General features: G+C 61.6%; 26 protein-coding genes. 16 read left to right on the top strand and 10 right to left on the bottom strand.

The genetic code is table 11. From position 1 onward, the window contains the following. Positions 1–321: 321 nt before the first annotated feature. From IG627_RS11115 to IG627_RS11085, 7 genes are all read left to right on the top strand, one after another. Positions 322–930 (top strand): hypothetical protein, encoded by a 609-nt coding sequence (locus IG627_RS11115; RefSeq protein ID WP_193192435.1) that lies wholly within the window; start codon positions 322–324, stop codon positions 928–930. Positions 931–994: 64 nt separating this feature from the next. After that, entirely contained in the window at positions 995–3,775 is a 2,781-nt protein-coding gene (locus IG627_RS11110) for a hypothetical protein (protein WP_193192434.1), read from the top strand. Next, positions 3,772–4,392: a phage tail protein gene (locus tag IG627_RS11105; protein WP_319024552.1), complete on the top strand. Its 621-nt coding sequence runs from the start codon at positions 3,772–3,774 to the stop codon at positions 4,390–4,392. Before IG627_RS11110 ends, IG627_RS11105 begins: the two co-directional genes overlap by 4 nt. A 68-nt stretch (positions 4,393–4,460) precedes the next feature. Continuing rightward, a complete protein-coding gene (locus tag IG627_RS11100) occupies positions 4,461–4,826 on the top strand; it encodes a helix-turn-helix domain-containing protein (RefSeq protein ID WP_226864944.1) in 366 nt (121 codons plus the stop codon). A 270-nt stretch (positions 4,827–5,096) separates the two neighbouring features. Next, positions 5,097–6,005 carry a trypsin-like serine peptidase gene (locus IG627_RS11095; protein WP_193192432.1) on the top strand — a complete coding sequence of 303 codons (909 nt, stop codon included), beginning with the start codon at positions 5,097–5,099 and terminating at the stop codon, positions 6,003–6,005. Between the two features lie 51 nt (positions 6,006–6,056). Next, the gene (locus IG627_RS20880) at positions 6,057–6,473 is read left to right on the top strand and encodes a hypothetical protein (protein WP_226864943.1); all 417 of its coding nucleotides are present in this window, start codon (positions 6,057–6,059) and stop codon (positions 6,471–6,473) included. Between the two features lie 58 nt (positions 6,474–6,531). Further along, positions 6,532–6,885 (top strand): hypothetical protein, encoded by a 354-nt coding sequence (locus tag IG627_RS11085; RefSeq protein ID WP_193192430.1) that lies wholly within the window; start codon positions 6,532–6,534, stop codon positions 6,883–6,885. Positions 6,886–6,898: 13 nt separating this feature from the next. Here the strand turns inward: IG627_RS11085 and IG627_RS11080 are convergent, their stop codons facing one another. From IG627_RS11080 to IG627_RS11070, 3 genes are all read right to left on the bottom strand, one after another. After that, the gene (locus IG627_RS11080) at positions 6,899–8,653 is read right to left on the bottom strand and encodes an alpha-amylase family glycosyl hydrolase (RefSeq protein ID WP_193192429.1); all 1,755 of its coding nucleotides are present in this window, start codon (positions 8,651–8,653) and stop codon (positions 6,899–6,901) included. 9 nt (positions 8,654–8,662) lie between these two features. Next, entirely contained in the window at positions 8,663–9,886 is a 1,224-nt protein-coding gene (locus tag IG627_RS11075; RefSeq protein ID WP_193192428.1) for a glycosyltransferase family protein, read from the bottom strand. A gap of 148 nt (positions 9,887–10,034) precedes the next feature. Beyond that, a complete protein-coding gene (locus IG627_RS11070; protein WP_193192427.1) occupies positions 10,035–10,871 on the bottom strand; it encodes an HAD-IIB family hydrolase in 837 nt (278 codons plus the stop codon). A 272-nt stretch (positions 10,872–11,143) separates the two neighbouring features. Between IG627_RS11070 and IG627_RS21095 the strand changes: the two genes are divergently transcribed. Next, positions 11,144–11,440 (top strand): DUF3175 domain-containing protein, encoded by a 297-nt coding sequence (locus IG627_RS21095; protein WP_319024551.1) that lies wholly within the window; start codon positions 11,144–11,146, stop codon positions 11,438–11,440. A gap of 25 nt (positions 11,441–11,465) precedes the next feature. On the opposite strand, the gene IG627_RS11060 is transcribed toward IG627_RS21095, so the two are convergent. From IG627_RS11060 to arsC, 5 genes are all read right to left on the bottom strand, one after another. After that, on the bottom strand, positions 11,466–12,176 hold the full coding sequence (locus IG627_RS11060; protein ID WP_193192425.1) for a glycine zipper 2TM domain-containing protein: 711 nt from the start codon (positions 12,174–12,176) through the stop codon (positions 11,466–11,468). Between the two features lie 185 nt (positions 12,177–12,361). Beyond that, on the bottom strand, positions 12,362–14,239 hold the full coding sequence (gene sppA / locus IG627_RS11055; RefSeq protein WP_226864942.1) for a signal peptide peptidase SppA: 1,878 nt from the start codon (positions 14,237–14,239) through the stop codon (positions 12,362–12,364). A 139-nt stretch (positions 14,240–14,378) separates the two neighbouring features. Next, positions 14,379–14,750: a DUF2069 domain-containing protein gene (locus tag IG627_RS11050; RefSeq protein WP_193192424.1), complete on the bottom strand. Its 372-nt coding sequence runs from the start codon at positions 14,748–14,750 to the stop codon at positions 14,379–14,381. After that, positions 14,747–15,361, bottom strand: coding sequence for an NAD(P)H:quinone oxidoreductase (wrbA, locus tag IG627_RS11045; protein ID WP_193192423.1), 615 nt, complete (start codon positions 15,359–15,361; stop codon positions 14,747–14,749). Before wrbA ends, IG627_RS11050 begins: the two co-directional genes overlap by 4 nt. Further along, entirely contained in the window at positions 15,361–15,705 is a 345-nt protein-coding gene (gene arsC, locus IG627_RS11040) for an arsenate reductase (glutaredoxin) (protein ID WP_193192422.1), read from the bottom strand. Before arsC ends, wrbA begins: the two co-directional genes overlap by 1 nt. Before the next feature lie 194 nt (positions 15,706–15,899). On the opposite strand from arsC, the gene IG627_RS11035 reads away from it, so the two are divergent. The 7 genes from IG627_RS11035 (at position 15,900) to IG627_RS11005 (ending at position 22,498) form a co-directional block, all read left to right on the top strand. Further along, positions 15,900–17,300: a YihY family inner membrane protein gene (locus tag IG627_RS11035; protein ID WP_193192421.1), complete on the top strand. Its 1,401-nt coding sequence runs from the start codon at positions 15,900–15,902 to the stop codon at positions 17,298–17,300. Beyond that, positions 17,206–17,679 (top strand): TlpA family protein disulfide reductase, encoded by a 474-nt coding sequence (locus tag IG627_RS11030; protein WP_319024555.1) that lies wholly within the window; start codon positions 17,206–17,208, stop codon positions 17,677–17,679. The genes IG627_RS11035 and IG627_RS11030 overlap by 95 nt, the downstream gene beginning before the upstream one ends. Positions 17,680–17,781: 102 nt before the next feature. Beyond that, the gene (locus IG627_RS11025) at positions 17,782–19,146 is read left to right on the top strand and encodes an L-cystine transporter (RefSeq protein ID WP_193192419.1); all 1,365 of its coding nucleotides are present in this window, start codon (positions 17,782–17,784) and stop codon (positions 19,144–19,146) included. A 287-nt stretch (positions 19,147–19,433) separates the two neighbouring features. Beyond that, entirely contained in the window at positions 19,434–20,003 is a 570-nt protein-coding gene (locus IG627_RS11020; RefSeq protein ID WP_193192418.1) for a glycine zipper 2TM domain-containing protein, read from the top strand. Between the two features lie 66 nt (positions 20,004–20,069). Beyond that, positions 20,070–20,387, top strand: coding sequence for a PepSY domain-containing protein (locus IG627_RS11015; protein ID WP_193192417.1), 318 nt, complete (start codon positions 20,070–20,072; stop codon positions 20,385–20,387). 72 nt (positions 20,388–20,459) lie between these two features. Continuing rightward, a complete protein-coding gene (locus IG627_RS11010) occupies positions 20,460–21,134 on the top strand; it encodes a response regulator transcription factor (protein WP_193192416.1) in 675 nt (224 codons plus the stop codon). A gap of 17 nt (positions 21,135–21,151) precedes the next feature. Continuing rightward, complete coding sequence (locus IG627_RS11005) at positions 21,152–22,498, top strand: ATP-binding protein (RefSeq protein WP_193192415.1); 1,347 nt, start codon at positions 21,152–21,154, stop codon at positions 22,496–22,498. Positions 22,499–22,556: 58 nt separating this feature from the next. On the opposite strand, the gene IG627_RS11000 is transcribed toward IG627_RS11005, so the two are convergent. Then, a complete protein-coding gene (locus tag IG627_RS11000) occupies positions 22,557–23,474 on the bottom strand; it encodes a DMT family transporter (protein WP_193192414.1) in 918 nt (305 codons plus the stop codon). A 177-nt stretch (positions 23,475–23,651) separates the two neighbouring features. Between IG627_RS11000 and IG627_RS10995 the strand changes: the two genes are divergently transcribed. Beyond that, positions 23,652–24,527: an AraC family transcriptional regulator gene (locus IG627_RS10995; RefSeq protein ID WP_193192413.1), complete on the top strand. Its 876-nt coding sequence runs from the start codon at positions 23,652–23,654 to the stop codon at positions 24,525–24,527. Between the two features lie 91 nt (positions 24,528–24,618). Here IG627_RS10995 and IG627_RS10990 read toward each other — a convergent pair whose 3' ends face one another. Further along, positions 24,619–26,421: an acyl-CoA dehydrogenase gene (locus tag IG627_RS10990; protein WP_193192412.1), complete on the bottom strand. Its 1,803-nt coding sequence runs from the start codon at positions 26,419–26,421 to the stop codon at positions 24,619–24,621. Positions 26,422–26,440 lie beyond the last annotated feature (19 nt).

The raw sequence follows: 26,440 nt of genomic DNA, 5'->3' as shown, positions 1-26,440 counted from the left end.
TTACGGGATTTATTCGAATTGTTTTTGTTGGACTGTTGAATAGCTATTTTCAACAGGCTCTGAGGGGAAGGTTTTTTTCCCACCGGGGATTATACCTGCCGCCCCCACCACGACAACCGTCGACTGTCGGCAGTGTCGGGGCCATCACTGCCGACACCGTCGACACTGCTCCCGCTCGCTATCAATTTTTCTAAGTTATTGATTTTTATGGGAATTAAAGTTGGCATGGGTTTTGAGATGTATTGATTGCCGAGCCGGATTTACCCGCTTGGACGCGGCAAAAAAGTGCTGCGATTCAATTCAATAAAAGGAGTCTTTCCAATGTCGACCATTACCCTTGTTAACGAAAGTGCGGAACTGCCGCGCATCGCCATCTACAAAAAGCCGATCATGCGCCCGTCCCTGCAGTCGGTGGCCTGGAAAATTGCCGAGCCGCCTCCCGGTGGTGAGGCGGTGGTCACTGTACCTTCCGACTTCAAAGTATTTGCGCGTTACTCCAAGGACCCGAACAACCCGGAAGCTACCCGCTACACCACCAATCAAATCGATTTTGCCGAGCTGACCGCGAATTTTGTCGTGACCTCGGTGGATTCCCAGGATCACCAGGCCAGTGGTGCCGAGACGGTACAGAACTTCAACGAGCTGGTACTGAACGAGGTTCATGTCGAGAACAGGTACGGCATGGGTGTTATCGGCCATATCCAGCAGGATGACGACGACATCTACCAGCCGCAGGTAATCACTCCCGGTGCCGTACTGATGGAGGATATCCGCTCCAGCCTGTACCTCGCAGTTGTCAGCGAGTTTACCTACAAGGGGCAGCGCCTGGTACAGGCGGAGATATCGCTGACCGAAACCGAGATCCTCGAGGGCCAGACGGCGGTAATTACCGGCTCCCAGTGGAGTGGTTGGGATATCGAGGTCGCCTGACCGGGAAATCCGCCGGCGCCGGGGTGCCGGCGGTTTCCCCGTATACATACTGAGGAGTGGGGTCATGAACCAATACATAGGGCGCCGACAGATTGGCCCCGTCTTTTTTAGCTGGCAGTACATCGGGTCTGCAGACGATCGCGTGGAGGTGCGCTGGAGGAGCTCCACCATTGTCGAGGAACCCCTGCCACTGCCGCCCGGGAGAAACCCACTGGCCTTTTCCGTAGAGGATCCGTCAGACAACCGGCTTCGCGTCACTGGAGTGTTAAAGTTTGATTCGCAGCCGGCAAAGCTGGTGGTGGACAATTTCAATTATCCCGATGCCGCCAACGGCTCCAACTGCCATTTGGATCACGTGGTGTTGTTTCCGGAATCCCCGCCGCAGCCAACACCGCCAGCGCCAGACGATCGAGCCTCCGAGGAGGCCTTGCTGGTGGAGCGCTCACTGGAATCGGACCTTTTTCCCTATCTTTACCTGGCCCAGTGGCCGGATATCAGCGCGGCGGAACTGCGCGACCGCTTTGTTCAGTACGATCCCGAGTCTGCGCCTGAGGACAGTCTCTACAGGCAGCTACTCGCTGCGCGCGCAGAGGGGCGCGATGCGATGCTGGAACAGGCAGATCTCTTTCTCTCCGGCAGGCCACCCTACAGCGGTCGCTACCTGCGCGACATCGCCGCGCTGGGCGCGCCGATGGACCAGCTGTCGCACCTGGATATGGAATTTCGTGCGGATCCGCCGGCCAGTCTGGGCGCCTTCAAGCAGCGCACCGAGGCGGCGCTGGATATGGGGGGCTGGGAGAGCATTGCCGAATACTGGCAGGGCGAGGCCTATGCCAGGCTCAGCCAGCGCTGCTGGCAAAACCTCTTTGCCCTCTCGGTGCAACCGGGCTTCAACCGGCAGCTCGCTGACCAGCTGCTGCGCACACTGGCCCTGGCCGGGTTGATCGGGCGTATTGTCGACGGCGAGGACAAGCCCGCGGCCTGGCCCGCCGCCCGTTTGCAGGCGGGCATCGAGGCCACCACAGTACTGCCCGGCACCCTGTTCCCGATGCCGCCGGCGCAGGGCGGGCTGGGCGGCGGGGACTTCGTGGCCCCTGTGCCCTATGCGATCGGCGACCTGGAGCTGGTACGCCAGCGCCTTTGTCGCTACGAGCTGGGCGAGGTCAGCGGGATAGAGAACGTGATGCGCGGTGAATACAAGGAGTCGTCGCAAAGGAGCCTGCGCGAGTCCCGCGTGGAGGAACTGGCCTCGGAGGAGAGCAGTGACAGCTACAGCAGCGAATCCGCCGGCCAGCGCCGCGACCTGCTGGCAGAAACGCTCAACACCCTGAAGGAAAACTTCCAGTACCACTATGAGAGCCAGTACGGCCCGCCCGCAAAGCAATTGACCGTAATCGTGGACGGCAGGGTGGAACCGGTGGATGAGCAGCCGCAGAAAGTCGCCGCAGAGGAAGTCGCATGCAGCGCCCGCGCGCTGACCCAGCGCGCCGCGTCCTCCCTGGCGCGGCGGGTGCACTGGCAGCGCAGCAGTGCCAGCCTCAACCGGGACGAGTCCCACACGCTGCGGCGCGTCGACGCCAGCCAGATGGAAGCCAATGTGCGCGCCGTCTACCGCTGGGTGAACAAGGTCTACCAATGTTGGACTGTCGCCCTGGGACGGTGCTTTGTGCTCGAGTTTTTCGTGCGCGAACCGGCGCGGGGCTATATCGCCAGTGCCTTCAGCCTGCGCGGCCTATCGCTGCGCGAGCCGCCGCCGCTGGTCGATTTCGGGGTCGAGACCTTCCTGGATATCTCTACCGATCCCGAATCCCCGAGCTACTACGCGAGGCTGGCGGCGGAATACCAGGTTGTGGACCTGCAACCGCCGCCGTCGCGGGAGTCGCGCAGCAGCGCCAGCTTCCAGTCGGGCGACCCGGTCAGCTGGCAGTCGCTGTCGGTGGAGCCGGGTTATGGCGCGAGCAGCGCGAAAGTGTCTGTGTCGCCGGGTCCGGGCAGCGATGATCTGCAGCTGAGCATTGCTGTTGGCCAGAGACGCTGCCAGTACCCGGGCGGCGAGGAGGAACCCCTGTACCTCGATGGTGAAACCGAGCAGGTGCCGGCGGCGGTAGTGACGGCTGCCGATTGCGGAGCCTACAGCGTTGCCATCGAGGTGAAAGCCGAGCTGACCGCCGAGGCCCTGGAACGCTGGCAACTGGACACCTACAGGGCCATAGCCGCCGGCTGCGAGCAGCAGAGGCAGCGCTATTACGACACCCTGTCCGGCTGGCCCGGGAACCGGAAAAAAGCTTCCGAGCTGGGCGTGCGCGAAACAGTGCGCGAGGAACTACGCCGGAATATAGTGCGGCAGTTGCTGCGCGAAGTAGAAGCCTTGACTGGCGAGCGCGGCGACCTGGCGCTGGGGGAGGAGCGCTATGTGCAGTTTTTCCAGCGCGCCCTGGCCTGGGACGAAATGGCCTACGCCTTTACCGTGAAGACGGAAAACGACCTGGGTACCGCCATCAGCCAGCGGTACCGCGGCGAGGACGAGCTCTTCAGTGCCTTCCTGCAGGCGGGGTTTAGCCGCGTGCTGTTGCCGGTCTCGCCCAAGTTCAGTTACCGCATGCTCTACTTTCTCGCCAGCGGGCAGATCTGGCCAGGCGTTGATACGCTGGCGCCCGCCTTCTGCCCGGAGCGGGAGAATGAGCCCGACTACCGCTACATCAACCTGGTCAACGCCCTCAAGGAGGCCGACAGCGAGCCGCCGCGGGAGGCGCCGGCGGACCGCTGGGAGCTGGTGGTGCCGACGGAAATGACGGTGTTGCAGGACAGCGGCGAGCTGCCTGTTTTCAAGGAGGGCGAATCGTGATCGCGCAACCACTGTTTCCGCCGCCGCCCTTTGCCGGGGACTGGCTCGGCGGTGTCCCGGTGGGGACAGTGTGCCCCTACGCCGGACAGCTCGGCTCCCCCTTCGAGAGCGACGATCTCGAGGCGCCGGAGCAGCCGGCACTGTGTCTGGAAGAGTGGGGCTGGCTTCTCTGCGATGGGCGCGAGCTGGGGATCACACTCTACCCGATGCTGTTCAGTGCCATCGGTACCCTCTACGGCGGCGACGGCGAGGCGACTTTCTGCCTGCCGGATTACCGCGGGCTTTTCCTGCGCTGTACCGACGCCGACGCCGACATCGATCCGGATGCGACGGAGCGCAAGTCCCCGGTGACAGGGCAAAATTATTCCGGGGTGGGGTCGACACAGGAAGACAGCCTGCAAGACCACCAGCACGGCTATCAATTGGCCGCGATCGGCACCGGCAAGGCGCAGTTCCAGGCCGGCAAGGTCAAGTTGCCCACGACACCCACTGCCAGCGGTGGTCCGGCACTGCCCGACAGTGTGTCACCGCTCAAGCCCGATGGCGATCCGGCGCGTAGCAGCAGTGAGACCCGTCCGGTCAATATTTACGTGAATTACATTATCAAGTGCCGGTGAGGAATACTGTGGAAAATTATTCGGGAGTGGTTGCGAAAAAGGGTGCTGCTGCATCTGCACATCTGTGTTTGCTGCAGCCGCTGAATCCGAGGGCAACGGAGCGCGGCTCCATGGGGGCGCGCCTGGAGCGGGTGTTGCGCGCGCGTGGGGTGCAAAAAATCTCTCCGCTGGCACTGGAGCTTGGGGTCAACGAAAGCTGTATCAGCCGCTGGCGGCGCGGCGGGGCCATCTCTACCGATAATGCGATCAGGCTTTGCCGCGCCCTGGACATATCGCTCGACTGGCTTTTAAGCGGCCGCGGCCATATGGATCAGCACAAGGGGCGCGCCGTCAGCGACCGGGAGTTCCTGCTGCTGGCGCGTATGCGAAGCCTGCCGGAGAAGGTGCGGGAAACGCTGTTGTCTCTCCTGGAAACAATCTCTGACGATACATAATATCGGCCAGTCTTTCTCATTCTTACGCTTCCCTCCGCTTTTCTCACGCCGCGCACATCCGTGCGTGGAAACTTCACTTTTTAAATCACACAGGCTCGTGTATCGAAGATTTTTTTTGCTGCGTCTGTGTTTTTCCGCTGCGCAACTTTTTGCACGTTTTCTTCTCCCCTGTTGAATCGGAATCGCTTAATCGTTTTAACCGATATGCCTAGCATGGTCACGGGGATGAAAAGGATCGTTCCCGTTATCAAAAAACAGAGGAGAATACTCGTGAATAAATTATATCAATACCTGTACGGCGCCGCCGCGGTGTTCGCGCTGGTGGCTTGCAATATCGAGCCGGCATCCGCGGACAACCAGTGCCGCAGGAATACCTTTGTAAATCCCAAGGAGGCGGCGGACTTCTGGACTCCGGAGCGGCGCGCCAGGGCCAAACCTGTCGATATGCCAGTGCTGCCGGACAGCGCGCTGGGGCCGGAACTGGAGATCGACGGCAGCTCCCGTACGCCTGGCAGCGGTGTCCCCTATGTCGCCGACCTGAGCCGGGCACCCTTCCAGTCCGGCGGGCGTCTGATGTTTCTCGATGCCGACGGCGATGAGTCCTGGTGTAGCGCCGAGTTCGCCGGCGCCGGCAACATCCTGCTGACCGCCGCCCACTGTGTGCGCGATCCGCAATCCGGAGGCTGGAACAGCAATTTCCTGTTCGAGCGGGTTTACGGCGGCGAGGACTCGGAGGTCTTCCAGGTTGCGGAAATGACGGTGCGTAGCGAGTGGCACGACGGGCAAAATCCGGACCCGGTCTACGACTACGCCTTCCTGGTCGCCGCGCGCGACTACGGCAGCCCACTGGAACTCTTCTACGGAGATGCGGGGGATGACCTGACCAGCTTCGGCTACCCGATCAACTACGGCCACGGGCATGTTATGTACGCGGTGCGCGGCTACCTGTCCACGCGCACGGCCGGCCTGATCCTGATGCAAGACAACCCGATGAGACATGGATCCAGCGGCGGCGCCTGGGTTGAAACGGATGAGAAAAACGGTCCGGGACGACGTATCTACGGGCTGAATTCCCACGCCGCCAGCGGTATCCAGAACGCTGTCTGGAGTCCGGTGCTGGACGCTACCACCGAAGCGCTTTTCAACTACGCCACAACCAAACCCTGCCACCGGATCTGATGGATATCAGGATAATTCATCTATCGAAAATTTTTACAAGAGGAATTTAAAATGAAAAAAGTCAATCATTCCCTCGGGATTTCCATTTTATCCGCGCTGCTGCTTTCTGCTGGCTGTGCCAGCGAGCGGGTCGTCGAGGTTTCAGATCCGGGCTGCGACTATACGCAGGTCAGCTACAATCACGTATTCCCGCGTCACTGTGTTCCGTCGACATATCCGTACAAGAGTAAGTTCATGCTCACTACGACGGACTATTGCAATGGGGTGCCCGAGGGACAGAGCCTGTGCGAAACGGTCCAGTCGGACTACGACCGGCGTACAGTGCAGTCCGACGGCAATCTCTGCTACGACAAGGATATGGGGGTCGTAGTAGGCACCAATAGCGAGAAGTGGGTGCGGCTGGTTGTCGATAAGAGCGGTGGCAGGGTGGTGACCCTGTTCCCGGAAAATAGCGCCGGGTGCCGATAGCTACAGGAGAGCGCGGTGACTTGGCGAGTGGAACTCCTAAGGAACCGCGCTATGACTTATGGCGAGAGATATTTTTCTAGTCGAAAGAAACAACTCGGATGCAGCACTGCTTGGCGGTGCGGAGAGAGCGGCCTCCATGGGGCACATCAGTGATGCCGACTGGCAATGCCTCTACCCACTGGTGCAGCAGAGGTGCGACCGGTGCCCGTTGCTCTGGCGCCTGTGGCGTCACCAGTATGGTGCCGAGGCCGACCTGTTGATTGAGGTTGAGCAGATGGGAGAACTGCGCGCGGAGCTGGCGGCGCTCGTGGTCGAGGCGTCCTGCTGTGAGCTGGTGTTGCTGGGGGCATTGGACAGCCTGGCGGCGGAGGCCCGCATGCGGGGCCTGCATCTACTCTTTGTCGCCGACTGATTGGGCGAAGTAGCTACCAGCGGTTGGTTATCCACCGCGTCTGGTAGGGTTCCAGCGTGAGTGAGTCGAGCATATCCTCAAAATACTGTTCGTTGATCAGATCCTTCCACTTGTCCGTGCTGATCAGGTTGAGGCTCGACAGCGGCACCGTTTGCGGCGCGTCGGAAATATTGTTCAGGCAGAAGATGCTCTGGCGGCGGTCCATGCTCTGGCGCCAGAAGGCGAATATCCGGTCTCCCAGGTGCAGGGTGAATTGCGTGGCGTTGGGATGAAAGGCGGGCTGTTCGCGCCGCAAATGGATCAGGTGGCGCAACTGGTAGAAGACTTTGTAGTGGTGGCTGGTGGCATCCCTGAGTTTACGGTTGATTTCCAGCTCCTGCCACTGACGCCGGTTGATGGCGCGGTTGTGGCCGTGCTCCAGCATGCGCTGGTAATCGTTGGTGGTGCCCACCAGACTGTGCAGGTAGAAGCCGGGAATTCCCTCCAGGGCCAGCATTATGGCGTGGGCGCAGATAAACCGCTCCAGCTGCCACTCGTCCTCGCCGGCCGTAGTGCCCTTCAGTGCATCGAACAGCGATATATTGATTTCATAGGGTTTCCTGTTGCCATCGTCCAGGGCGCGCCAGGAGATCTGCCCACCGAAATTCTCCATTGTCTGGATCAGGGCTTCCTGCTCCTCATCGCTGAGCAGCCCCTCCACCGGTCTCAGGCCTATGCCGTCGTGGGAGGCGATAAAGTTGAAATAGGTGGTGCCGTTCTGTGCCGGCGGCATGCTCATCAGCCAGTTCTTCAGGTGCCGGCAGTCTCCGCTGACCAGGCTGTTGAGCAGCAGCGGCGGCAGGGAGAAGTTGTAGATGCAGTGGGCCTCGTTGGCATTGCCGAAATAGGACAGGTTCTCCCGATTGGGGATATTGGTCTCGGTGATGATGACTGCATTCGGGTTTGCGTGTTCGATCAGGGTGCGCAGCAGGCGCACCAGCTCGTGGGTTTCCTCCAGGTTGATACAGCTGGAACCGATTTTCTTCCACAGGAAGGCCACCGCATCGAGACGGAAGATACGCACACCCATATCCAGGTAGAGGCGCAGAATATCCACCATCTCCAGAAGAACCTGCGGGTTGCGGAAATCCAGGTCTATCTGGTCGTGGCCGAAGGTGCACCAGACGCATTTTGTGGCGTCGCCGTTGGACACGGCGCGCAGCAACGGTGTCGTGCGCGGGCGCACCACGCCGGCCAGGTTTTCGTTGGGATCCACGGTAAAAAAGTAGTCGTTGCCCGGAGATTTTCCTGCCTGGAAATTCACAAACCACTGGTGCTGCGATGAACAATGGTTGATCACCAGGTCCGCCATCAGGTGGAAGTCGGTGCTGATGCGCAGAATATCGTTCCAGTCCCCCACCTTGGGGTCCACCCGCTTGTAGTCGATTACCGCGAAGCCGTCATCGCTGGAGTAGGGGAAAAACGGCAGTATATGCACGCTGTTGATCAGCATGGTGAAATGGGTCTTGAGGAAGTGGTGCAGCGCCTTCAGCGGGTGCTGGTTTTCACTGAGGATTGTGTTGGCATAGGTGATAACCACCACATCGGTCTCGTCCCACAGATTTTTGTGTGGCAGCGGGCTCTGGCAATCCTCGTCCAGCCGCATCACCTGCACCAGCTGTTGCGCCAGGACTTCCCTGTTGAAATCTGGGTAGATAACCGCGAGGTGATCGCACAGCTTTTTCTGGAGTATCTCGCGGGTGCTCTCTTGCAGGGGGGGATGGCTCATATCGGGTCGCTATTGGCTGTACTCTTCGAAGTCTGCCTCCACCGCCGCCTGCAGTTCTTGCAGGAAGTCTGGTGCAGCACTGGTGATACGGCTCCAGCTGGGAATAAACGGCGTTTCCATCGGGTTGTCGAGAAACGCCTGGCCCGCCTTCATCAGGTTCCTGGCAAACAGCTCTACGGTCTGCTCCTCGCGATGGATATCGAAATTCAGGCCGTTGATGATAGCGTCGTTGCGATAGGTTTCCACGAAGTCCAGGGCGATACGGAAATAGGTGGCCTTGATGGAGCGGAATATCTCGCTGGAGAAGACGATACCCTGGGTGGCCAGTTTGCGGAACAGGGACTTGGCGATGTCGATGGACATTTTCGACAGGCCGGTGTGGTCGTCATTGAAGGACACCGCCTGGTGTTTGTGGTCGTAGCGGTGGGCGATATCCACCTGGCACAGGTGGTTGGTGGAGAAATTGCGGTACATCTCCGACAGTACACCGATTTCCAGGCCCCAGTCGCTGGGAATATGCAGGTCGTTGATCACGTCGCGGCGGAAGGAGAACTCGCCGGCCAGCGCATAGCGGAAGCTGTCCATGTAGGTCAGGTAGTCGGTGTGGCCGTAGATCTTCATCAGGGTGCGGATCAGTGGCGTCACCAGCAGGCGGCAGACGCGGCCGTTGATCTTGCCGGCAGAGACGCGGGAGTAGAATCCCTTGCAGAATTCATAGCTGAAGTTGGGATTTGCCACCGGGTAGAAGAGTCGTGCCAGCAGTGTGCGGTCGTAAGTGAGGATATCGCAGTCGTGTAGCGCCACCGCCTCCCCCCTGCCGGAGGCAAGGATATAACCAAGGCAGTACCAGACATTGCGTCCCTTGCCCGGGTCCATCGGTGCCAGGCCGCGCTCCTCCAGTTTTGCATCCAGCTCCCGCAGTCGCGGGCCGTCGTTCCAGAGTACGCGCACATGCTGTGGCAGTCGCTGGAACTGGACCAGCGCATCCCGGTACTGGGATTCGTCGGCGCGGTCCAGGCCTATCACTATCTCCGACAGGTAGGGCACCTGGGCCAGTTCGTCGAGAATCTTCGGCAGCGCCTCGCCCTCCAGCTCGGAGTAGAGTGATGGCAGCAGCAGCGACATAGGGCGCCGGCGGGAGAACTCCAACAGCTCCTTCTCCATCTCTTCCAGTGAACGGTTGCATAGATTGTGCAGTGTGGTGATGGATCCATTCTGAAAAAAATCGGTCACGGGAGGCTCCTGCTCGGCTTATCGGGGGTTCACGTTTTCTCGCACTGATTCAATCGACTTGAGATTTATTTTTATCGCTATTTGTAGGGTTTGCCCTGCGCACCATAATTGCGGCGCGGCGCTAGGGAGTTGGTGCGCGCGGCGCACCCTACGAAAACAACCCTCCAATGGTTTCCTTCCAGCCGGCGGGGCCTATGGCCTCGCTGACAATTACCCGCCGCCTGGTAGCCTCTTCCAGCTGCGGCGGCGGGCGATGTGCGGCGCGCACTATCACGGCGATATCCGCTACTTTGAGCATATCCAGGTCGTTGGGACTGTCGCCGGCGGCAATCAACCGGTAGTCGATATCCCGGTATTGGCGATAGCAGTCCAGCAATTGCAGAGTGGCCTTCCCCTTGTCGGTAGGGCCCAGCAGGTGCAGGAAACGACCTCCCTGCAGAGTGGACATACCGGAGGCGCGGACACGGGCCTCGAAAGCCAGCTTTTCCCCTTCGCTGCCGCGCCACAGCAGCGGCTCCGAGTAGTCGCGACTCCGGGCCGCCAGTGCCTGTTCCGGCGACAACCCGGTGGCCTCGGCAATTTCATCGCAGGAGGCCGCGGCAAAGCTCAGGTAGGGAGAGCCGTGTTCCCCGGCATCCCCGCGCAGGAAGGTGAGCAGTTGTTCCCGCGGCAGTCCTGTTTCGAAGATCCAGAAATCGCGCTGTTCGCGCGCGCCTTCAGGTACTTCAGGAAAATAGCCGGTGGGAATGAAGATCGCGGAACCGTTCTCGACAATAAAAGGGTGGCCGTTGTGCAGCTGGCGGCGGAGTTCCAGCATCTCCGGGAAGGTCTTGCTGCTGTTCAGTATCACCGGCACCCGCCGCCGCTCAAGCTGCCGCAGCAACTCGTCCACCGGGGCGTGTGAATAGTCGTAGTGGTCTAGCAGTGTGCCATCCAGGTCGCTGGCAATCAGCCAGTGGCCGTCAATAAAATTATTCTGTGTCATCGCCAGGGATTATTTGCGCTTTCTGACTCTCTCTATCTATAGATCCAAAAATAGTGCCAGTCGGGAAAATATGAGTCAGTACGGCGCCCGGACGCCGCTGAATGGCGTCATAAAAGACATTGATTTGGCGGCTCGAGAGGAAGGTTGCGTCAGAATGGTGTGCGGGGCTGGGAGTGATTACTCGTATGCGCCAATTTGGTGCGGATCCTGTTGAGCCTCCGGCGGCCACAATACATTGTCTGTATCGAGTGGGCTTTCAGGGGAGGGCTCTTGTGGCACAGGCCAAACCCAAGCGTTGGTCCCAGAGGGTGGCGGAGACCAGCGATGCAATGGATCTGGAGGCGGGGGTCTTTACCCTCAAGGATCCCCGCGCCATAGCCCGCTCCCTGAAACGCTCGGCGGAACGCAGCAAAAGGCGCAAGGCGGAGCCGTTTCGCTCGGCCATGTCGATGTTGAGCTATTACATCAATCGCGCCGGGCGCAATCTGCCCCGGGATCAGCGCCAACGGCTGGAGGCAGCCAAGGATGAGCTGCGGAAACTGTACGACCGGGCGCCGTCAAAGCGCTGACACCGCCCGGCCAGAGTGGCAGTGGTTACAGTCGCACCCAGGTGCCGTCCGGCTGGCGGCAGGCGGAACCGCGGGTCTGCTCGGCGTGCTCGCCGCCGACTTCCGCGGTAAAGGAACGGCAGTAGTTGTCGCCGCGCTTCTCCACCGGCCCCGGGGTCACGGCGTACTGCTGGCCGCTGTCCTGCCAGGTGATGCGCTGGCCCTCGGGGGCGAACTCCAGCGCCTGGCCCACGCAAGCCTGGTTGCGGGCGTCCATGCGTTCGCCGATCTTGCCGCCGATCAGCACGCCGGCGATGGCGCCACCGACTGTCGCCAGCTTCTTGCCGTCGCCGCCGCCGATCTGGTGGCCGAGTACGCCGCCGATCAGGCCGCCGAGCACAGCGCCGACCTTGTCACTGTTGCAGCGGGCCGCTGTCGGTCGGGGGGCCGGGCGCCATTCGGGCTCGTACACGGGTTCGTCGGCGCGTTGGTCAAACCACGGGGGGAGCACCACTACCTGGGCGACAGGCCGGTGATAGTGGCGATCCGCTTTGCACTTGCGCTCTTCCTTGTAGTCGCCATCAGCTTCCCACTTGCGCTCCACTTTGCAGTTGCCGTCCCAGAACTCCTCCTTGCGGACGGTGTGGTCGTGCTTGCGGTGCTTTTTCCAGCCCCGGCCCTCGGGTGGGTCGGCGTGGGTTGCGGCCGCCAGGCTGCTGATGATGGCGATAGTCGCGAAAAGTTTCAGTTTGTTCACATTTATCTCCCGGATTTGTTCGATCCCGCGGGTGGGTCAAAGTGGTGCGGATGCTATCACTTCGCCGCAACGCCCGAGGGGGACAGGTCACAACTTGGGAGCAGCTTCGCTTATCAGCACTGAATCGGTGCTGAATGGTGGGGAGGTGTAGGAGCGATCGGACCGCTCCTACAGGGGGGATTCGGTCAGGGCGCCAGGCAGGCCAGGCAGCGCACATAGAGGGCGCGCGGGTCGCGGTAACTCTGCAGCTCGGCGAGTGGGGCCAGGGCCGGTTCAAGGGATTGCAGCCAGGCACCGAGGGGCAGGTTGGACTCGATGGTTCTGGCGAAGCTGGCGGAGATACGGGCGTCCACATTGTCTGCCAGGGCGCGCAGGAATTTCTCGCCCGGGGTCAGCTCGCGCTGGATTTCCACCACGTCGTATTGCTCCAGTTCGGCCAGCTGCGCCGCGTCGGCGATGGCGTCATTGAGATTGCCCAGTTCGTCTACCAGGCCCAGCTGTTGTGCGGCACGGCCGGTCCACACCTGGCCCTGGGCGATCTTGTGCACTTCCTTGGGTGTGCTGCCGCGGGCCTCGGCGACGATGCGCAGGAAGCGCGCATAGGTGTTTTCCACCCCCTGCTGCAGCACGCTGGCGGCGGCTTCCGGCAGGGGTCTGTCGAGGCGCATGGTGCCGGCCAGTTCCGAGGTGCCGACGCCGTCGTTGTAGATCCCGATATGTTCCAGGGAGTCCTCGAAAGTGGGGAAGGCGCCAAAGACGCCGATGGAGCCGGTGATGGTAGACGGTGAGGCCCAGATGCGGTCGCCGCCGGTGGCTATCCAATAGCCGCCGGAGGCGGCGACGCTGCCCATGGAGATGATCACCGGAATGTCCGCCTCGCGGGTGGCGAGCAGTTCCTGGCGGATGGCTTCGGAGGCGAAGGCGGAGCCGCCGCCGCTGTCGATGCGCAGCACCAGGGCCTCGACCTTCTTCTCGCGCGCGTCGGCGATCAGTTTGCCCAGGGTTGCGCTGCCAATCTGGCCCGCCGGTGCTTCGCCGTCGACGATGGCGCCGCTGGCGGAGATCAGGCCTATCTTGCCGCTGTCCTTGCCAGGCTTGGGTATCTGGGTCAGTTTCTGGTTGCGCAGGTAGGCGAGGGCATCGATGGATTTGTAGCCCGGCTTTTTCTCTTCCGCGCCGATACTCTTCCTGAGTTCATCGATGGCTGCGCGGCGGCTGGCCAGCTGGTCCACCAGTTTGCTGGCCAGGGCGGCCTCGGCCCAGCTGCCATTGTGCTCCTCCAGCTTCTGCGGCAGTTCGTCGATAAAGACATCGATGGACTGTGGCGGCAGGTTGCGCAGGCCCGTGACCTGTTCCGTGAACTCGCTCCAGAGTTCGTGTAGCCAGCGCTGGTTGTTCTCCCGCGAGGCAGGGGACATGTCGTCGCGGGTATAGGGCTCGATAAAATCTTTGTAGTCGCCCACGCGGAAGACGTGGAAATTGACTTTGAGCTTGTCCAGCGCGCTCTTGTAGTAGTTGCGGTAGGCGCCGAATCCGGTCAGCAGAACCGAACCCATCGGGTTCAGGTAGACCTTATCGGCGTGGCTGGCGAGGAAGTACTGGGCCTGGGTGTAGTTGTCGCCGACGGCGTAGATGGGCTTGTCGGCGGCCTTGAAGCGCTGCAGCGCTGCGCCGACTTCCTCCAGCTTGCTCAGGTTGGCTCCCACCATATAGTCCAGTTCCAGCACCAGGGAGGAGATACGCTTGTCCTTGGCGGCACTGTCGATGGCGTCGACCAGGTCCTTGACGCGGACTTCTGTCGGACCGGACGGACCGCCAAAGAAGGCCGGCAGTGTAGTGGGCTGGGACAATTCATCCACCAGGAACCCGGCCGGTGCTATGCGCAGGGCGGCGCCCTGGGGAATGGTCAGCTGCTCGTCCTTGCCGAAAATGGCAATACCGATAAACAGCAGTAACAACAGGAACAGCAGGTTGGTGAATACGCGGCGCAGCCAGGTTATGGCGCCGCCGATGGCGCCGAAGAAGCTGCGCATAAATCCTTTGTGATGGCTTGTGTCAGTCAAACCTCAACACTCCTTGGTGCAGTTTGCATGTTGGAATCAATTGGCGTCAGTGGGCTCAAGACGTAAGTGGCAAATTAGATCCTATGCCAGACGCGAAGGGCCGCCACCGACCTGTAGCTCGCGCAATTGCGCCCGGGTTCTACTGCATACGCTGCCAGCGGCTGGTCATCATCGCAGAGAAGAACAGGGTAAGGCTTAACAGTAATAATACGCCATGCTGCCAACCGCGGCCTGGCATCATTACGTCGACAATACTGGCAGTAATGTAGAGCAGCAGGATAAAACAGAGCCAGAGATAGCTGCGGTAGTGGTCCTTGAGCATCCCGGGAAGCACCAGCAGCAGAGGTATCGATTGCAGTATCCACCACTTGATGGAGCCACCGGGCAGGAACAGGTTCTGCACCGCGAACAGCAGCATCAGGCCGCCGTAACAGAACCAGTTCAGCCGTCGCGCGAAACGCAGCTTGCCTGCAACGCTGCTTTTGTCGATTGAGTTGCCGGAATCGCTCATATCGGCTCTCCCCGGTCGCGGGCGAGGCTGCGCGCGAATTTGCCAGTGCGCGCACCCAGGGCGCGGCAGAGGGTCACTTCGTCTTCACTCAGCTCACCGTCGTTGCCGCCGGACCAGTGGGAGGCGCCGTAGGGGGTGCCGCCGCTCTTGGTATGGCTCAAGGCGGGTTCGGAGTAGGGGATGCCGGCGATCAGCATGCCGTGGTGCAGCAGCGGCAGCATCATTGAGATCAGGGTGCTCTCCTGGCCGCCGTGCAGGCTGCCGGTGGCCGTGAATACGGCGGCGGGCTTGCCCGAGAGACTGCCCTCCAGCCAGATATCACTGGTCTGGTCCAGAAAGTAGCGCAGCGGCGAGGCCATGTTACCGAAGCGGGTGGGGCTGCCGAGTAGCAGTCCAGCGCAGTCGCGCAGGTCGTCGTTGGTGCAGTAGGGGGCGCCCTCGTCGGGTATTGGTGGCAGGCTGGCCTCTGTGTCCGGGGAGACAGTGGGCACGGTGCGCAGGCGCGCGGCCATGCCGGTGGACTCGACGCCCCGGGCCAGTTCGGCGGCCATCCTGGCGGTGGCGCCGTTGCGGCTGTAGTAGAGGATCAGCACATAGGCGTCGCTGGCCATCAGATCAGCTCCAGCACATTTTCCGGCGGTCGACCCAGCACGGCCTTGTCGCCTTTGACGACGATTGGCCGCTGGATCAGGATCGGGTGCTGTACCATGGCATCGATCAGCTGTTCTTCGCTCAGGCTCCTGTCCTTGAGCTGCAGCTCTTTATAGGCGTCTTCGCCGTTGCGCAGCAGTTCGCGCGCGCCTATACCGAGTTTCTTCAGCAGATCGGCCAGGGTGTCTTTGCCGGGCGGCGTTTCCAGGTAGAGAACCACTTGCGGCTCAATGCCATTGCCCTGCAGCAGCTGCAGGGTCTGACGGGATTTTGAACAACGGGGATTGTGGTAAATCGTCCACATTATGGCGGTATCCTGTTAAGGTTTGGCGTATTCTAACCGAATAAGGTTTGAGAGTTCATTTCCCGTCGGGCCTGGTTGTTCTGGACCTTGTTACAGCTTCGGGGCTGCGTCGGCGCCTGCGCATCGGCGTTGTCACGTTGCCCGGTCTCAGGATCTGAACTCGCCAACTGCACAAGAAAAAAACGGAAATATCCATGACGGAAATGGTGCACCGCTGGCGTCGCTTCTTCACCTCCCTGTGGACGCTGTTCAACGAAAAGAACTGCCGCCAGAGCGCGGCGGCGCTCACCTATATGACACTGTTCGCCATTGTGCCGCTGGTGACGGTCAGCTATGCGATGCTGTCGCTGTTCCCGGATTTTGCCGGTCTGGAGAGCAGGCTGCAGGAGCAGATTTTCTCCCACTTTGTGCCGGAGAGCGGGCGCGAGGTGCAGGAGTACATCAGCAGCTTTTCCTCCCAGGCCCAGCGCCTGACCGGCGCTGGTATTGCCATACTGCTGGTGACCGCGGGCCTGATGCTGCGCAATATCGAGGGAACCTTCAATGCCATCTGGGATATTCCCCGCGGGCGCAGCGGCGTCTCCAGTTTCCTGCTCTACTGGGCCATCCTGAGCCTGGGCCCGATCCTGGTCGGCGCCGGTTTTGCGGCTTCCACTTTCCTCTTCTCGCAGAAAATGTTCCTGCCGGAAGGAGACACCCTGGGCCTCTTGCCGATACTGCTGCGGGTGCTGCCGTGGATGTTTACCGCCATCGCTTTTACCCTGCTTTTTATCGCCGTGCCCAACTGCCGCGTGCCGCTGCGCCACGGCCTGGTGGGCGGTGTGGTGGCCGCCTTTGCATTTGAAGTGGCGAAAATCCTGTTCGGTGCGATTGTTGCGCGCAGCTCTGTGCAGGCCATATACGGGGCCTTCGCCTTTGTACCGCTGTTCCTGATCTGGATCTACCTGATGTGGATGATAGTGCTGGCGGGCTGTGTGCTGGTGCGCACCCTGTCTGCCTATCACGCGGCCACCCAGGGCCGGAAGTACTCGGACGTGGTGGCAACCCTGGTGCTGCTGTGGGAGTTCTTCAAGAAATACCAGCGCGGCCAGCCGCTGCGGGAGCAGGACATTTCCCGCGCGGGCATCAAACCGGCCCAGTGGCGGCGTATACGCCAGGTTCTGCAGGACCACAAACTGGTCACCCAGACGGAACGCAACGACTATGTGCTGCTGCGGGATCTGGATTCCATTTCGTTAATGGAGTTGACCAAGTGGCTGAACCCGGCTCCCATCCCCGAATACAGCCACCGCGAGCTGCACGGTAAACCCTGGTACGCAGAGGTCGAACAGCGTTTCGCGGATTCGCAGCAATTTGCCGGCGAAAAACTGTCTCTGGATCTGGGCGAGCTGTTTCGCCAGGCTCTGGATCAGGAGTCGGCGGGCAGACAGGAAGATGGCACTGCGGCGTCTGGTGATGATGCAGGGAATAAGGATGACAAAAACAAAAGCAAACGCGGGAGTGGCAAGCGTGGTTCAGCCAGTGGCAAGGCGAAAGCCGAGGACGATACGGTGGGCAGCCTGTCTGTGGTTAGTCGCCGCAATAAGCGGCTGTGACCGCAGCCCCGATCAACTGTTAGCGGTCGATGGAAAATCCGTAGATATCAGTGGCAAGGTCTTACTGGTCAATTACTGGGCCGAGTGGTGCAAGCCCTGCCGGGAGGAAATTCCAGAGCTGAACCAGGTCGTCCGCGGCAGGGACGACTTGATGGTCGTCGGCATCAATTACGATCAACTGCCCGCGGAGCGCACTGCGGAGCAGGCAAAAAAAATGGGAATCGAGTTCCCGGTGCTGATCGCCGAGCCGGCGGGGCGCTGGGGGCAGGAGAAGCCGGAAGTGCTGCCGACAACGTTTATAGTCGGCGCCGATGGCCGCTGGCTGCGGACGCTGGTAGGACCGCAGACGGTCGAGAGCCTGGAAGCCGCCGTGAAATAGTGGCGCTTATAGAACTATAACAAAAGCAACTATAAGGGATAGGCGCGCCGCTGTTAGCATGCCGCCACCTTTCAGTTTTGCCCTGGGCGGGACCCGCTAAATATGCACTTCAGTTCGCTACTTCTGCTGCTTTTTTTTGTTTTCCTGCTCTGGCCGCTGCACCTTTGGCACAGGAGTCGGGAATCGCTGGCGCCGGCGGTATTTGCCGGCTTGTTGCTTGGCTTGCTGTTCGGTGGCCTGCTGCAGCTGGCGCGGGGCTGGGGCGCAGTGCCCGCGCAGGTGTTGCCGTGGATAGAGATGCTCGGCGACAGTTACGTCAATCTGCTGCACCTGCTGGTGATGCCCCTGGTGCTTATCTCGATCCTCGCCGCGGTGGTCAAGGTGAGCCACACCCAGGCCCTGGGCAAGATCAGCGTGTCGGTGCTGGCGGTCCTGCTCGGCACCACGGCGATAGCGGCGCTGATCGGTGTGAGTATGGCGCTGTTGTTCGACCTGTCCGCCGCCGGATTGGTGGAGGGCGCGCGGGAGGCGGCGCGGGTGGAGGTGCTGAACGAGCGTATCGGCAGGGTCACAGACCTGAGTATTCCGGCCATGCTGACTTCCTTTATCCCGAAAAACATTTTCTTCGATCTGACCGGAGCCCGCGATACCTCGGTCATTGCGGTGGTTGTCTTTGCCGTGTTGTTGGGGTTGGCGGCACTGGCGGTGCGCCGGGAATTTCCCGAAGAGGGCGCGCAGATAGAAACCTTTGTCCACGTCGCCCAGGTGTGGATCATGAAACTGGTGCGCCTGGTAATGGCATTCACCCCCTATGGGGTCATGGCCCTGGTGGCGAGCCTGATCGCCAATTCCAGCTGGGCGGATATCCTGAACCTGTTCAGTTTCGTCGTGGCCTCTTTCGCAGCCATCGCACTGATGTTCCTGGTGCACGGCCTGCTGCTGCTGGTGAACGGCATAAGCCCACTGCACTATTTCGCCAAGGTGTGGCCGGTGCTGGTATTCGCCTTCAGCTCCCGCTCCAGTGCCGCCACCATTCCGCTCAATGTGGAGACCCAGGTTGATGAGTTGCGTAATTCACCGGCCATCGCCAACTTCTCTGCCTCCTTCGGCGCCACCATCGGCCAGAACGGCTGCGCCGGTATCTACCCGGCGATGCTGGCGGTGATGGTGGCAGTGCCCATGGGCATCGATGTGCTGGACCCAGTGTGGCTGGCCACCCTGGTGGCAGTGGTGGTGATCAGTTCCTTCGGTATCGCCGGCGTCGGGGGCGGGGCTACCTTCGCCGCACTGGTGGTGCTGCCGGCCATGGGCCTGCCGGTGACCATCGCCGCGCTGCTGATCTCCGTGGAGCCGCTGATCGATATGGCGCGCACGGCCCTGAACGTCAACGGGGCCATGACCGCGGGCACCGTGACCCAGCGCTGGCTGGGGGAGGAAGTCCCCGGGCCGGAAATTATCGAGGGCTGACAACCTTTGCCCCGACTGTCACCCGCTCCTAAGTGAAAGACGGTGTCGATCGGCTTCCAGGGGCGGCCGCGGGGCCGGCGGCGCAATGTGGCGGGGAGGCGGCGCCACCTGCCCCCGAAGCAGCACCGGCGCCTGCGCAGGCAGCGGCTCGGGATTGCCCCCGTCGTTTGTGGCGAGTGGACGTCGCCCCCCCCCCCCGGTTGCCACTTGATTCAGCCTCGAGTTCAGCTTCGATTCAGTCCCGCCCCCTTACTCTGCTCCCGTCGATGATCAACGGGAGACAGATCATGCAACTCTACAAGCAGCTTCTCGCGGGTGCCCTGGTGGCCGCGCTGGTGGGTTTCAGCGCCCGCGCCAGCGCCGGCGATAGCGGTTACTACCCGGATGACGGCTATGACTACGCCGCCGTTACCGAAGTGACCCCTATCTATACCGACGTGCAGGTACGCACGCCGCGCACCCAGTGCTGGGACGAGCAGGTGGCCTACCAGCAGCCGGTCTCTCCGGCGGGCACGGTGATCGGCGGCCTGATCGGCGCTGCCATCGGCAACAATCTCGGCAAACGCGGCCACCGCGGCCGCCACCACTACCGCCACTATCGTCACCAGCGCGGCGCCTCCACCGTGGCCGGTGCCGCCGTCGGCGCCTTGGTGGGCAACCAGATCAGCCGCGCCAGTGCGCCCACCCGGTATGTCACCGAACAGCGCTGCCAGGTGGTGGACGAATTCGTTACCCACCGCGAGCTGGTCGGATACGACGTGCGTTACCGTTATAATGGGCGGGAATATCTGACTCGCACTGACCAGCACCCGGGCGATAGAATCAGGGTTCGCGTCGATGTCTCGCCGGCCTTTTGATCCGTCCGGCCACAAAAACTATCGACCCTGAAGGATCGAAACCCGGGTACCCACAGGAGCTGCACCGTGAAATTAATCCGCGCCGTATTCCGGCCGACTCCCGTTGTATTCGCACTGCTGCTCGGCAGCTTTGCCCTGCCGCTGCAGGCCGGGGTCGTCTTTGAAAGGGTGGATTTCCGACCGGAAATTATCCGGGTCCAGAAGCAGGAAGTCTCCCGCGACCAGGCGGCGTCCATCGTCAAACGGCGATACGGCGGCAAGATTCTGGCGGTTTCCGAGGTGCAGAAGAACGGCCGCCCCATGTACCGGGTCAAGGGCCTGTCGGATAAAAGCCAGGTGTATGTGGTCTATGTGGACAAGCAGAGCGGGCGCATCTCGCGGTAGAGAGCGGCCCGCTAGTGGTCGGGGCAGCGACCGCGGTTGCAAATAGATTCCAAAAGATTTTGAGGGGACAAGATGCGCGCACTCCTGGTAGAAGATGAGATGCTGCTGCGGCAGCAGCTGGCGGAATCCCTGCGCGGTGCCGGCTATACCGTCGACGAGGCGCCGGATGGTGAGGAGGCGCTCTACCTGGGCCGCGAGTACCCCTACGACGTGGCGGTGATGGACCTGGGGCTGCCGAAAATGGACGGCATCCAGGTGATACAGACACTGCGCGGCGAGGACAAGCATTTCCCCATCCTGATCCTCACCGCCCGCGGCCACTGGCAGGAGCGGGTGGCGGGCCTCGAGGCCGGCGGCGACGACTACCTGGTAAAGCCCTTCCACACCGAGGAGCTGCTGGCGCGGCTGAATGCGCTGGTGCGCCGCTCCGCCGGTTTTTCCTCTCCCACCATCAAGGCGGGTCCCATCGAACTGGATACCAGCTCGCAACGGGTGACCGTGGCCAACACCGAGCTGGAATTGACTTCCTTCGAGTACAAGGTGCTGGAATACCTGATGCTGCACCCGGATGAGGTGGTGTCCAAGACCACACTGACCGAACATATCTATGAGCAGGATTGCGACCGCGACAGCAATGTGATCGAGGTATTTATCGGCCGCCTGCGCAAGAAAATCGATGCGGCGGCGCAGCTGAAACCCATTGAGACACTGCGCGGTCGCGGCTACCGCTTCGTCGCGCCGCAGTAAGCAGGGGCGCAGTTTCGGTGCTCTCGTCCCGACTCAACTCCCTCAAGGGGCGCCTGTCCCTGGTGACCAGTCTGGTACTGGTCGGCTTTCTGCTGTTTTTTTCCGGCGTGCTGGAGCACGCCTACCGCTCCTCCCTCGACGAGGCCAAACAGCGCGAGCTGCAGCTGTACGTCTACACGCTGCTGGCGGTGGCGGAGCCGGACGGCGACAGACTGCGCTTTCCGCCGGTGCTGCCGGAGCAGCGTTTCAACCAGCCGGACTCAGGCCTGATTGGCGCAGTCACCGACCAGCGCGGCCGGGTTATCTGGCGTTCCGAATCCTCGCTGGCGGTGCCGCAGCTGCCGTCGCACCCGCTGCCCCAGGGGCGCCAGGCCTTCGGCCAGGTGAGACTACCCGGCGACGCCGGCCGCTATACCAGTTTTCGCCAGGGGGTGGCCTGGGGCCTGGACAACGAAAACCAGTTCACCTTTGTGGTGCTGGAAGATGCGGCACCGCTGCGCGCCCAGTTGGAGCAGTATCGCTCGACCCTGTGGCGCTGGCTGGGTCTCGGCGCCCTGCTACTCGTAGTGGCCCGGTGGCTGGTGTGGCGCGGGGGCCTGGCACCGTTGCGCCCCGTGGCCCGCGCGCGGCAGGAGATGCAGCGCGGCGGCAGTGACCGGCTGGAGGGCAGGTTCCCGCGGGAGCTGCGGCCGCTGACCGACAACCTCAACCTACTGATCGAAAACGAACGCCGCCAGCGGGAGAAAACCCGGCACACACTGGCGGACCTGGCCCACAGCCTGAAGACGCCCTTGGCAGTGCTGAAAGGGCTGAATTTCTCCAGCGATGCCCGCACCGCCTACGAGACACTGATCGAACAGGTGCAGCGTATGGACAGCATTATCAGCTACCAGCTGGGCCGCGCCGTCACCTCTTCGCCCAAGTCGATTCTACGCGGCGTACCGGTGGCACCGCTGGTGCGGAAAATCCTCGATGCACTGGAGAAAGTCTACCGGGACAAACCCGCCGAAGTGCAACTTGCCTGTGACGAAAGCACCCTCTTCTATGGCGACGAGGGCGACCTGATGGAGCTGCTCGGCAATCTGCTGGACAACGGCTACAAGTACGGCGCCGGCGAGCTCAGCGTGGATATTCGCAATGCCAGCGACGGGCGCAAGCTGCAGGTCAGCGTCGCCGACAATGGCTCCGGACTCGACGAGGCGCAGTGGCGAAAAGTTACCCAGCGCGGAGTGCGCGCCGACCAGCAGCAGCCGGGGCAGGGTATAGGCCTGGCCGTGGTCGTGGATATCGTCGAGAGCTACGAGGGCGAAATCACTGCGACGCCGCGACCCGAGGGTGGCACTGAGATCAGGGCGACCCTGTAACCGCCTGGGAGCTCCAGCTCGGCATGGCGGCCAACGGCCGCCCACTGCACCTTCGCCCCTACAAGGGAATTCTCTTCCGATCAGGCCGCAGTCTCCACTGTCCGAGAACCCTGAATCCACCCAGAGAAACCGTATTCCCCAGCAACACCAGGAACAGACCGGCAAAGCTGGTCGCGCTCCAGCGATAACCCTCGAACCAGGCCGACAGGCTCAGGGCGACGATCGGGAACAGCACCGTCGCATAGGCGGCGCGGTTGGCGCCTATGCGGCCCACCAGGCTCAGGTAGGCGGTAAAGCCGAGGATGGACCCGGGAATCGCCAGGTACAGCAGGCTGCCCAGGTAGACAGGGCTGGTGTCCAGTTTCCATTGGGTATCCGTGACAAGAACGCAGGCGAGCAGAATCAGCGCGCCATAGATCATCGCATAGGCGTTGCTGGTCCAGGGCTTGAGGCCGCGTTTCGAGTGGCGCACCGAAACCATATTGCCGAGGGAGAAGAAGTAGGTCCCCAGCAGCGACAGCCCCAGTCCCAGTGCCGCGTCACTATCGAAACGGCCGCCGGCGATGGAATCCCAGAACAGTAACACCAGCCCGGCGATTCCCAGCAGCGCGGCCAGGTAGACGCCGGGCTCGGCGCGCTCCTTCCACAGCAGGCGGTTGTTCAGTGCATTGAACAGAATCGCTGCGGAAAACACCACCGAGATAAGGCCGCTGACTATGTACTGACTGGCGGTGTAGAAACAGATAAAGTTGAGTGAGAAGAGGCAGCCGCCCTGTAGCAGGAAGAAGCCGTGGTCGCGCGGGCCGGTCTTCTGCACGCCGCGCAGCAAGATCAGTACCGGCAGGAAGAGGGCGCCGGCGATGGCGAAGCGGTAGAAGGCCGACACCAGCACCGGTACCTCGCCGAGCTGGAAATGGATGGCGATCCAGGTGGTGCCCCAGAGCACCACGGTGCTCGCGTACAGGAACAGGTTCATGGATGACTCCTCAATACTGCTATCGGGAGTAGAGCTTAGTGGCGGTGACCATACGGGTCGCACAGGAAGTTGCGCTGTTTAGCAGATTCTTGCGCTTTTTGTGCCCGGGCAATTGTCCCGCGGTGGCTTTGCGATTAGCTTATTCTCTGTAGAGGAAGATTGTCTGGAGGTCGGTGTATGGCGAAGCCGGTGGCAGCCACGGTGCAGCAGGTGCTCGACGGCGCCGGTGCCAGGCGCCTGAACCACTGCGACCTGAACCTGGACCTGTCCCTGGCGCTGTGGAGCAACCGCGATGTCCATGTCCACTACCATCGGGTGGCCCACCACACGCTGAGCCTGTACCTGCGCGGCGGTTACGGCACCCGGCGCCTGGACGGACGCAACTCGGGGCGCGGCTTCGGCGCGCCGGACAAGCTGTGCCTGATGCCGGCGACCCAGGATTCCGAGTGGGAAGTGGGCCAGTACCAGGAATTTGTCCATCTGTATATTTCCGATGCCGGCCTGCGGCACTTTGCGTTGGAGTCCTTCGATTGCGATCCTCGTCGGGTGCAATTGCCGGACCTGACCTTCTTCGAAAACCCGCAGATCAACGCCGCCTGCAGGGTACTGTTGCATACGCCCTGGGTGGCGGGCGGCGAGCGGCTGCTGTTGCAGCAGGGAGCCTACGAACTGATGGGGCAGCTGATTCGCAGCTACGTGAAACCGAATGGTTTGACGGGCCCGTTGAAGGGCGGACTCAGCCGGCGCCAGTACAACGCCGTGCGGGATCATATCCAGGCGCACTTCGGCGAAGCGCTGAACCTGGATGCACTGGCGCAGACTGCCGGCCTCAGCCGCTTTCATTTCGCGCGTATGTTCAAGATCAGCACCGGCCTGACGCCGCACCAGTACGTGAACAAGGTGCGGGTAGAGCGCGGGCGGGAGTTGCTGGAACAGGGTAGCGCCCAGGTGGAGGTGGCCGGGCTCTGTGGCTTTGCGCACCAGAGCCATTTCGCCGCGCACTTCAAGCGGCATTTCGGCGTAACGCCGGGGCAGTATCTGCGCAGCCTCTGAAATTTTGTAGGATGGGCAAAGCGCAACGTGCCCATCAAGCGCGCCTGAGATGGGCAGGTCGCTTCACTCCTTTGCCCATTCAAAAACCGGGTCAGAACCAGCTTTCGTCCATCTCGAAGGGCAGCATATTGCCACTCGTCAGCAATGCGACCTGCGCTTCGATTTCCGGCAGCTCCCACTCTATATAGAAGCGCGCCGCCTGTACTTTCCCTCGATAGAAATTCCCTTCCTCCATCGAAACAGAAGCCGACAGCGCCCCCTCGGCGGCCAGCGCCTGGCGCAGCCAGATCCAGGCCACCACCACGCGGCCGAATACATCCAGATAGAGGGTCGCATTGGCCAGGCCGCGATCGATATCCTGCTGCATCTGCCCGAACAGGGAACGGGTGACGACGTCGAGTTTCTCCAATGCATCCTCCAACGCAGCGGCCAGCGGCGCTAGCGCTTCAATATCCTTGGCCTGCATCAGAGTATTGCGCATTTCGCACTGCAACAGACCGTAACCGGCCATGTTGTCCGCCGGCACCTTGCGCCCGAGCAGATCCAGTCCGTGAATCGCCTCTGTGCCCTCGTGAATCGGATTCAGGCGGTTGTCGCGGTAGAGCTGCTCCAGTGGGAACTCGCGAATATAGCCGGCGCCGCCCAGCACCTGTATCGCCAGTTCGTTGGCCTTGAGGCAATATTTTGACGGCCAGGATTTGACGATGGGCGTGAGCAGGTTGAGCAGCGCCGTAGCATTCCTGCGTTGCTCTTCCGTCTCTGCGGTGCGCTGGTCCTCAAACAGGGAGGAGGCGTAAAAGCACAGGGCCAGGCCGCCCTCCACATAGGATTTCTGCATCAGCAGCATACGGCGCACATCTGCGTGGCGGATGATCGGCAGCTGTTTCGATTGCGGGTCCCGGTTCGACGGCAGCCGCCCCTGGGGGCGCTCCCTGGCATACTGCAGCGAGTAATTGTAGCCCTGGTAGCCGAGTACCGCCGCGCCGACGCCGACGCCGATGCGGGCCTCGTTCATCATCTGGAACATATAGGCGAGCCCCTTGTGCGGCTCGCCCACCAGATAGCCGACGGCGCCGCGGTCTTCACCAAAGTTCAGCACAGTCGACGTCGTATTGCGGTAGCCCATCTTGTGCAGCAGGCCGGCCAGCTTTACATCGTTGCGCTTATCGGGTTCGCCATTCTCGTCCAGCAGGAATTTCGGCACCAGGAACAGGGAGATCCCCTTGACCCCCGGGGGGGCGCCTTTGATCTTGGCCAGCACCATATGCGCGATATTGTCTGTCAGCGACTGGTCGCCGCCAGAGATAAACATCTTCTGTCCGAATATGCGGTAACTGCCGTCCGCCGCCGCTTCGGCGCTGGTGCGGATATCGGCCAGGGAGGAGCCCTGGTCCGGCTCGGTCAGCGCCATGGTACCGGCGTAGCGACCGTCCATCATCGGCGGCAGGAACTGCGCCTTGAGTTTCTCGTCGGCAAAGGAGTGGATCAGGTTGGCGGCACCTAGGGTCAGGAAAGGGTAGCCGGCGCTGGCCACATTGGCCGCGCTGACAGTGGCTAGGCTGGCGCGCAGGATGATTTCCGGCAGCTGCAGGCCGCCCTCGTTGAAATCGTAGTGGGCGGCGAGGAAACCGGCCTCGGCGAAGGCGTCCCAGGCCTGCTTGGTCTCCTCGATCAGGTGCACTGTTTCGCCGTCGAAGCTGGGCTCGTTGGCGTCGCCCTTGGCATTGTGGTTGGCGAAATATTTGTCCGCGATGGTGCGCGCGGTTTTCAGGGTTGCGTCGAAGATTTCGCGGGAGTGTTCGCGGTAACGCGGCCTCTGCAACAGCTGCTCCGTATCGAGAAACTCGTACAGCAGGAATTCGATATCGCGCTCGTTGAGCAACTGGTCGGCCATGACTACCCCGCAATTATTC

Origin of the sequence: Microbulbifer taiwanensis (assembly GCF_014904815.1) — a bacterium.
Lineage (GTDB): Bacteria > Pseudomonadota > Gammaproteobacteria > Pseudomonadales > Cellvibrionaceae > Microbulbifer > Microbulbifer taiwanensis.
Note: the sequence above shows the minus strand (reverse complement) of the source record. Positions and strands in the feature narration are given on the sequence as shown.

What these genes read in the sequence shown, in the direction of transcription:
- IG627_RS11115 (WP_193192435.1), top strand. Translation starts at nt 322, where the DNA reads ATGTCGACCATTACCCTTGTTAACGAAAGTGCGGAACTGCCGCGCATC.
- IG627_RS11110 (WP_193192434.1), top strand. Translation starts at nt 995, where the DNA reads ATGAACCAATACATAGGGCGCCGACAGATTGGCCCCGTCTTTTTTAGC.
- IG627_RS20880 (WP_226864943.1), top strand. Translation starts at nt 6,057, where the DNA reads ATGAAAAAAGTCAATCATTCCCTCGGGATTTCCATTTTATCCGCGCTG.
- IG627_RS11085 (WP_193192430.1), top strand. Translation starts at nt 6,532, where the DNA reads ATGGCGAGAGATATTTTTCTAGTCGAAAGAAACAACTCGGATGCAGCA.
- IG627_RS11080 (WP_193192429.1), bottom strand. Translation starts at nt 8,653, where the DNA reads ATGAGCCATCCCCCCCTGCAAGAGAGCACCCGCGAGATACTCCAGAAA.
- IG627_RS11070 (WP_193192427.1), bottom strand. Translation starts at nt 10,871, where the DNA reads ATGACACAGAATAATTTTATTGACGGCCACTGGCTGATTGCCAGCGAC.
- IG627_RS11050 (WP_193192424.1), bottom strand. Translation starts at nt 14,750, where the DNA reads ATGAGCGATTCCGGCAACTCAATCGACAAAAGCAGCGTTGCAGGCAAG.
- wrbA (WP_193192423.1), bottom strand. Translation starts at nt 15,361, where the DNA reads ATGGCCAGCGACGCCTATGTGCTGATCCTCTACTACAGCCGCAACGGC.
- arsC (WP_193192422.1), bottom strand. Translation starts at nt 15,705, where the DNA reads ATGTGGACGATTTACCACAATCCCCGTTGTTCAAAATCCCGTCAGACC.
- IG627_RS11035 (WP_193192421.1), top strand. Translation starts at nt 15,900, where the DNA reads ATGACGGAAATGGTGCACCGCTGGCGTCGCTTCTTCACCTCCCTGTGG.
- IG627_RS11025 (WP_193192419.1), top strand. Translation starts at nt 17,782, where the DNA reads ATGCACTTCAGTTCGCTACTTCTGCTGCTTTTTTTTGTTTTCCTGCTC.
- IG627_RS11020 (WP_193192418.1), top strand. Translation starts at nt 19,434, where the DNA reads ATGCAACTCTACAAGCAGCTTCTCGCGGGTGCCCTGGTGGCCGCGCTG.
- IG627_RS11010 (WP_193192416.1), top strand. Translation starts at nt 20,460, where the DNA reads ATGCGCGCACTCCTGGTAGAAGATGAGATGCTGCTGCGGCAGCAGCTG.
- IG627_RS11000 (WP_193192414.1), bottom strand. Translation starts at nt 23,474, where the DNA reads ATGAACCTGTTCCTGTACGCGAGCACCGTGGTGCTCTGGGGCACCACC.
- IG627_RS10995 (WP_193192413.1), top strand. Translation starts at nt 23,652, where the DNA reads ATGGCGAAGCCGGTGGCAGCCACGGTGCAGCAGGTGCTCGACGGCGCC.
- IG627_RS10990 (WP_193192412.1), bottom strand. Translation starts at nt 26,421, where the DNA reads ATGGCCGACCAGTTGCTCAACGAGCGCGATATCGAATTCCTGCTGTAC.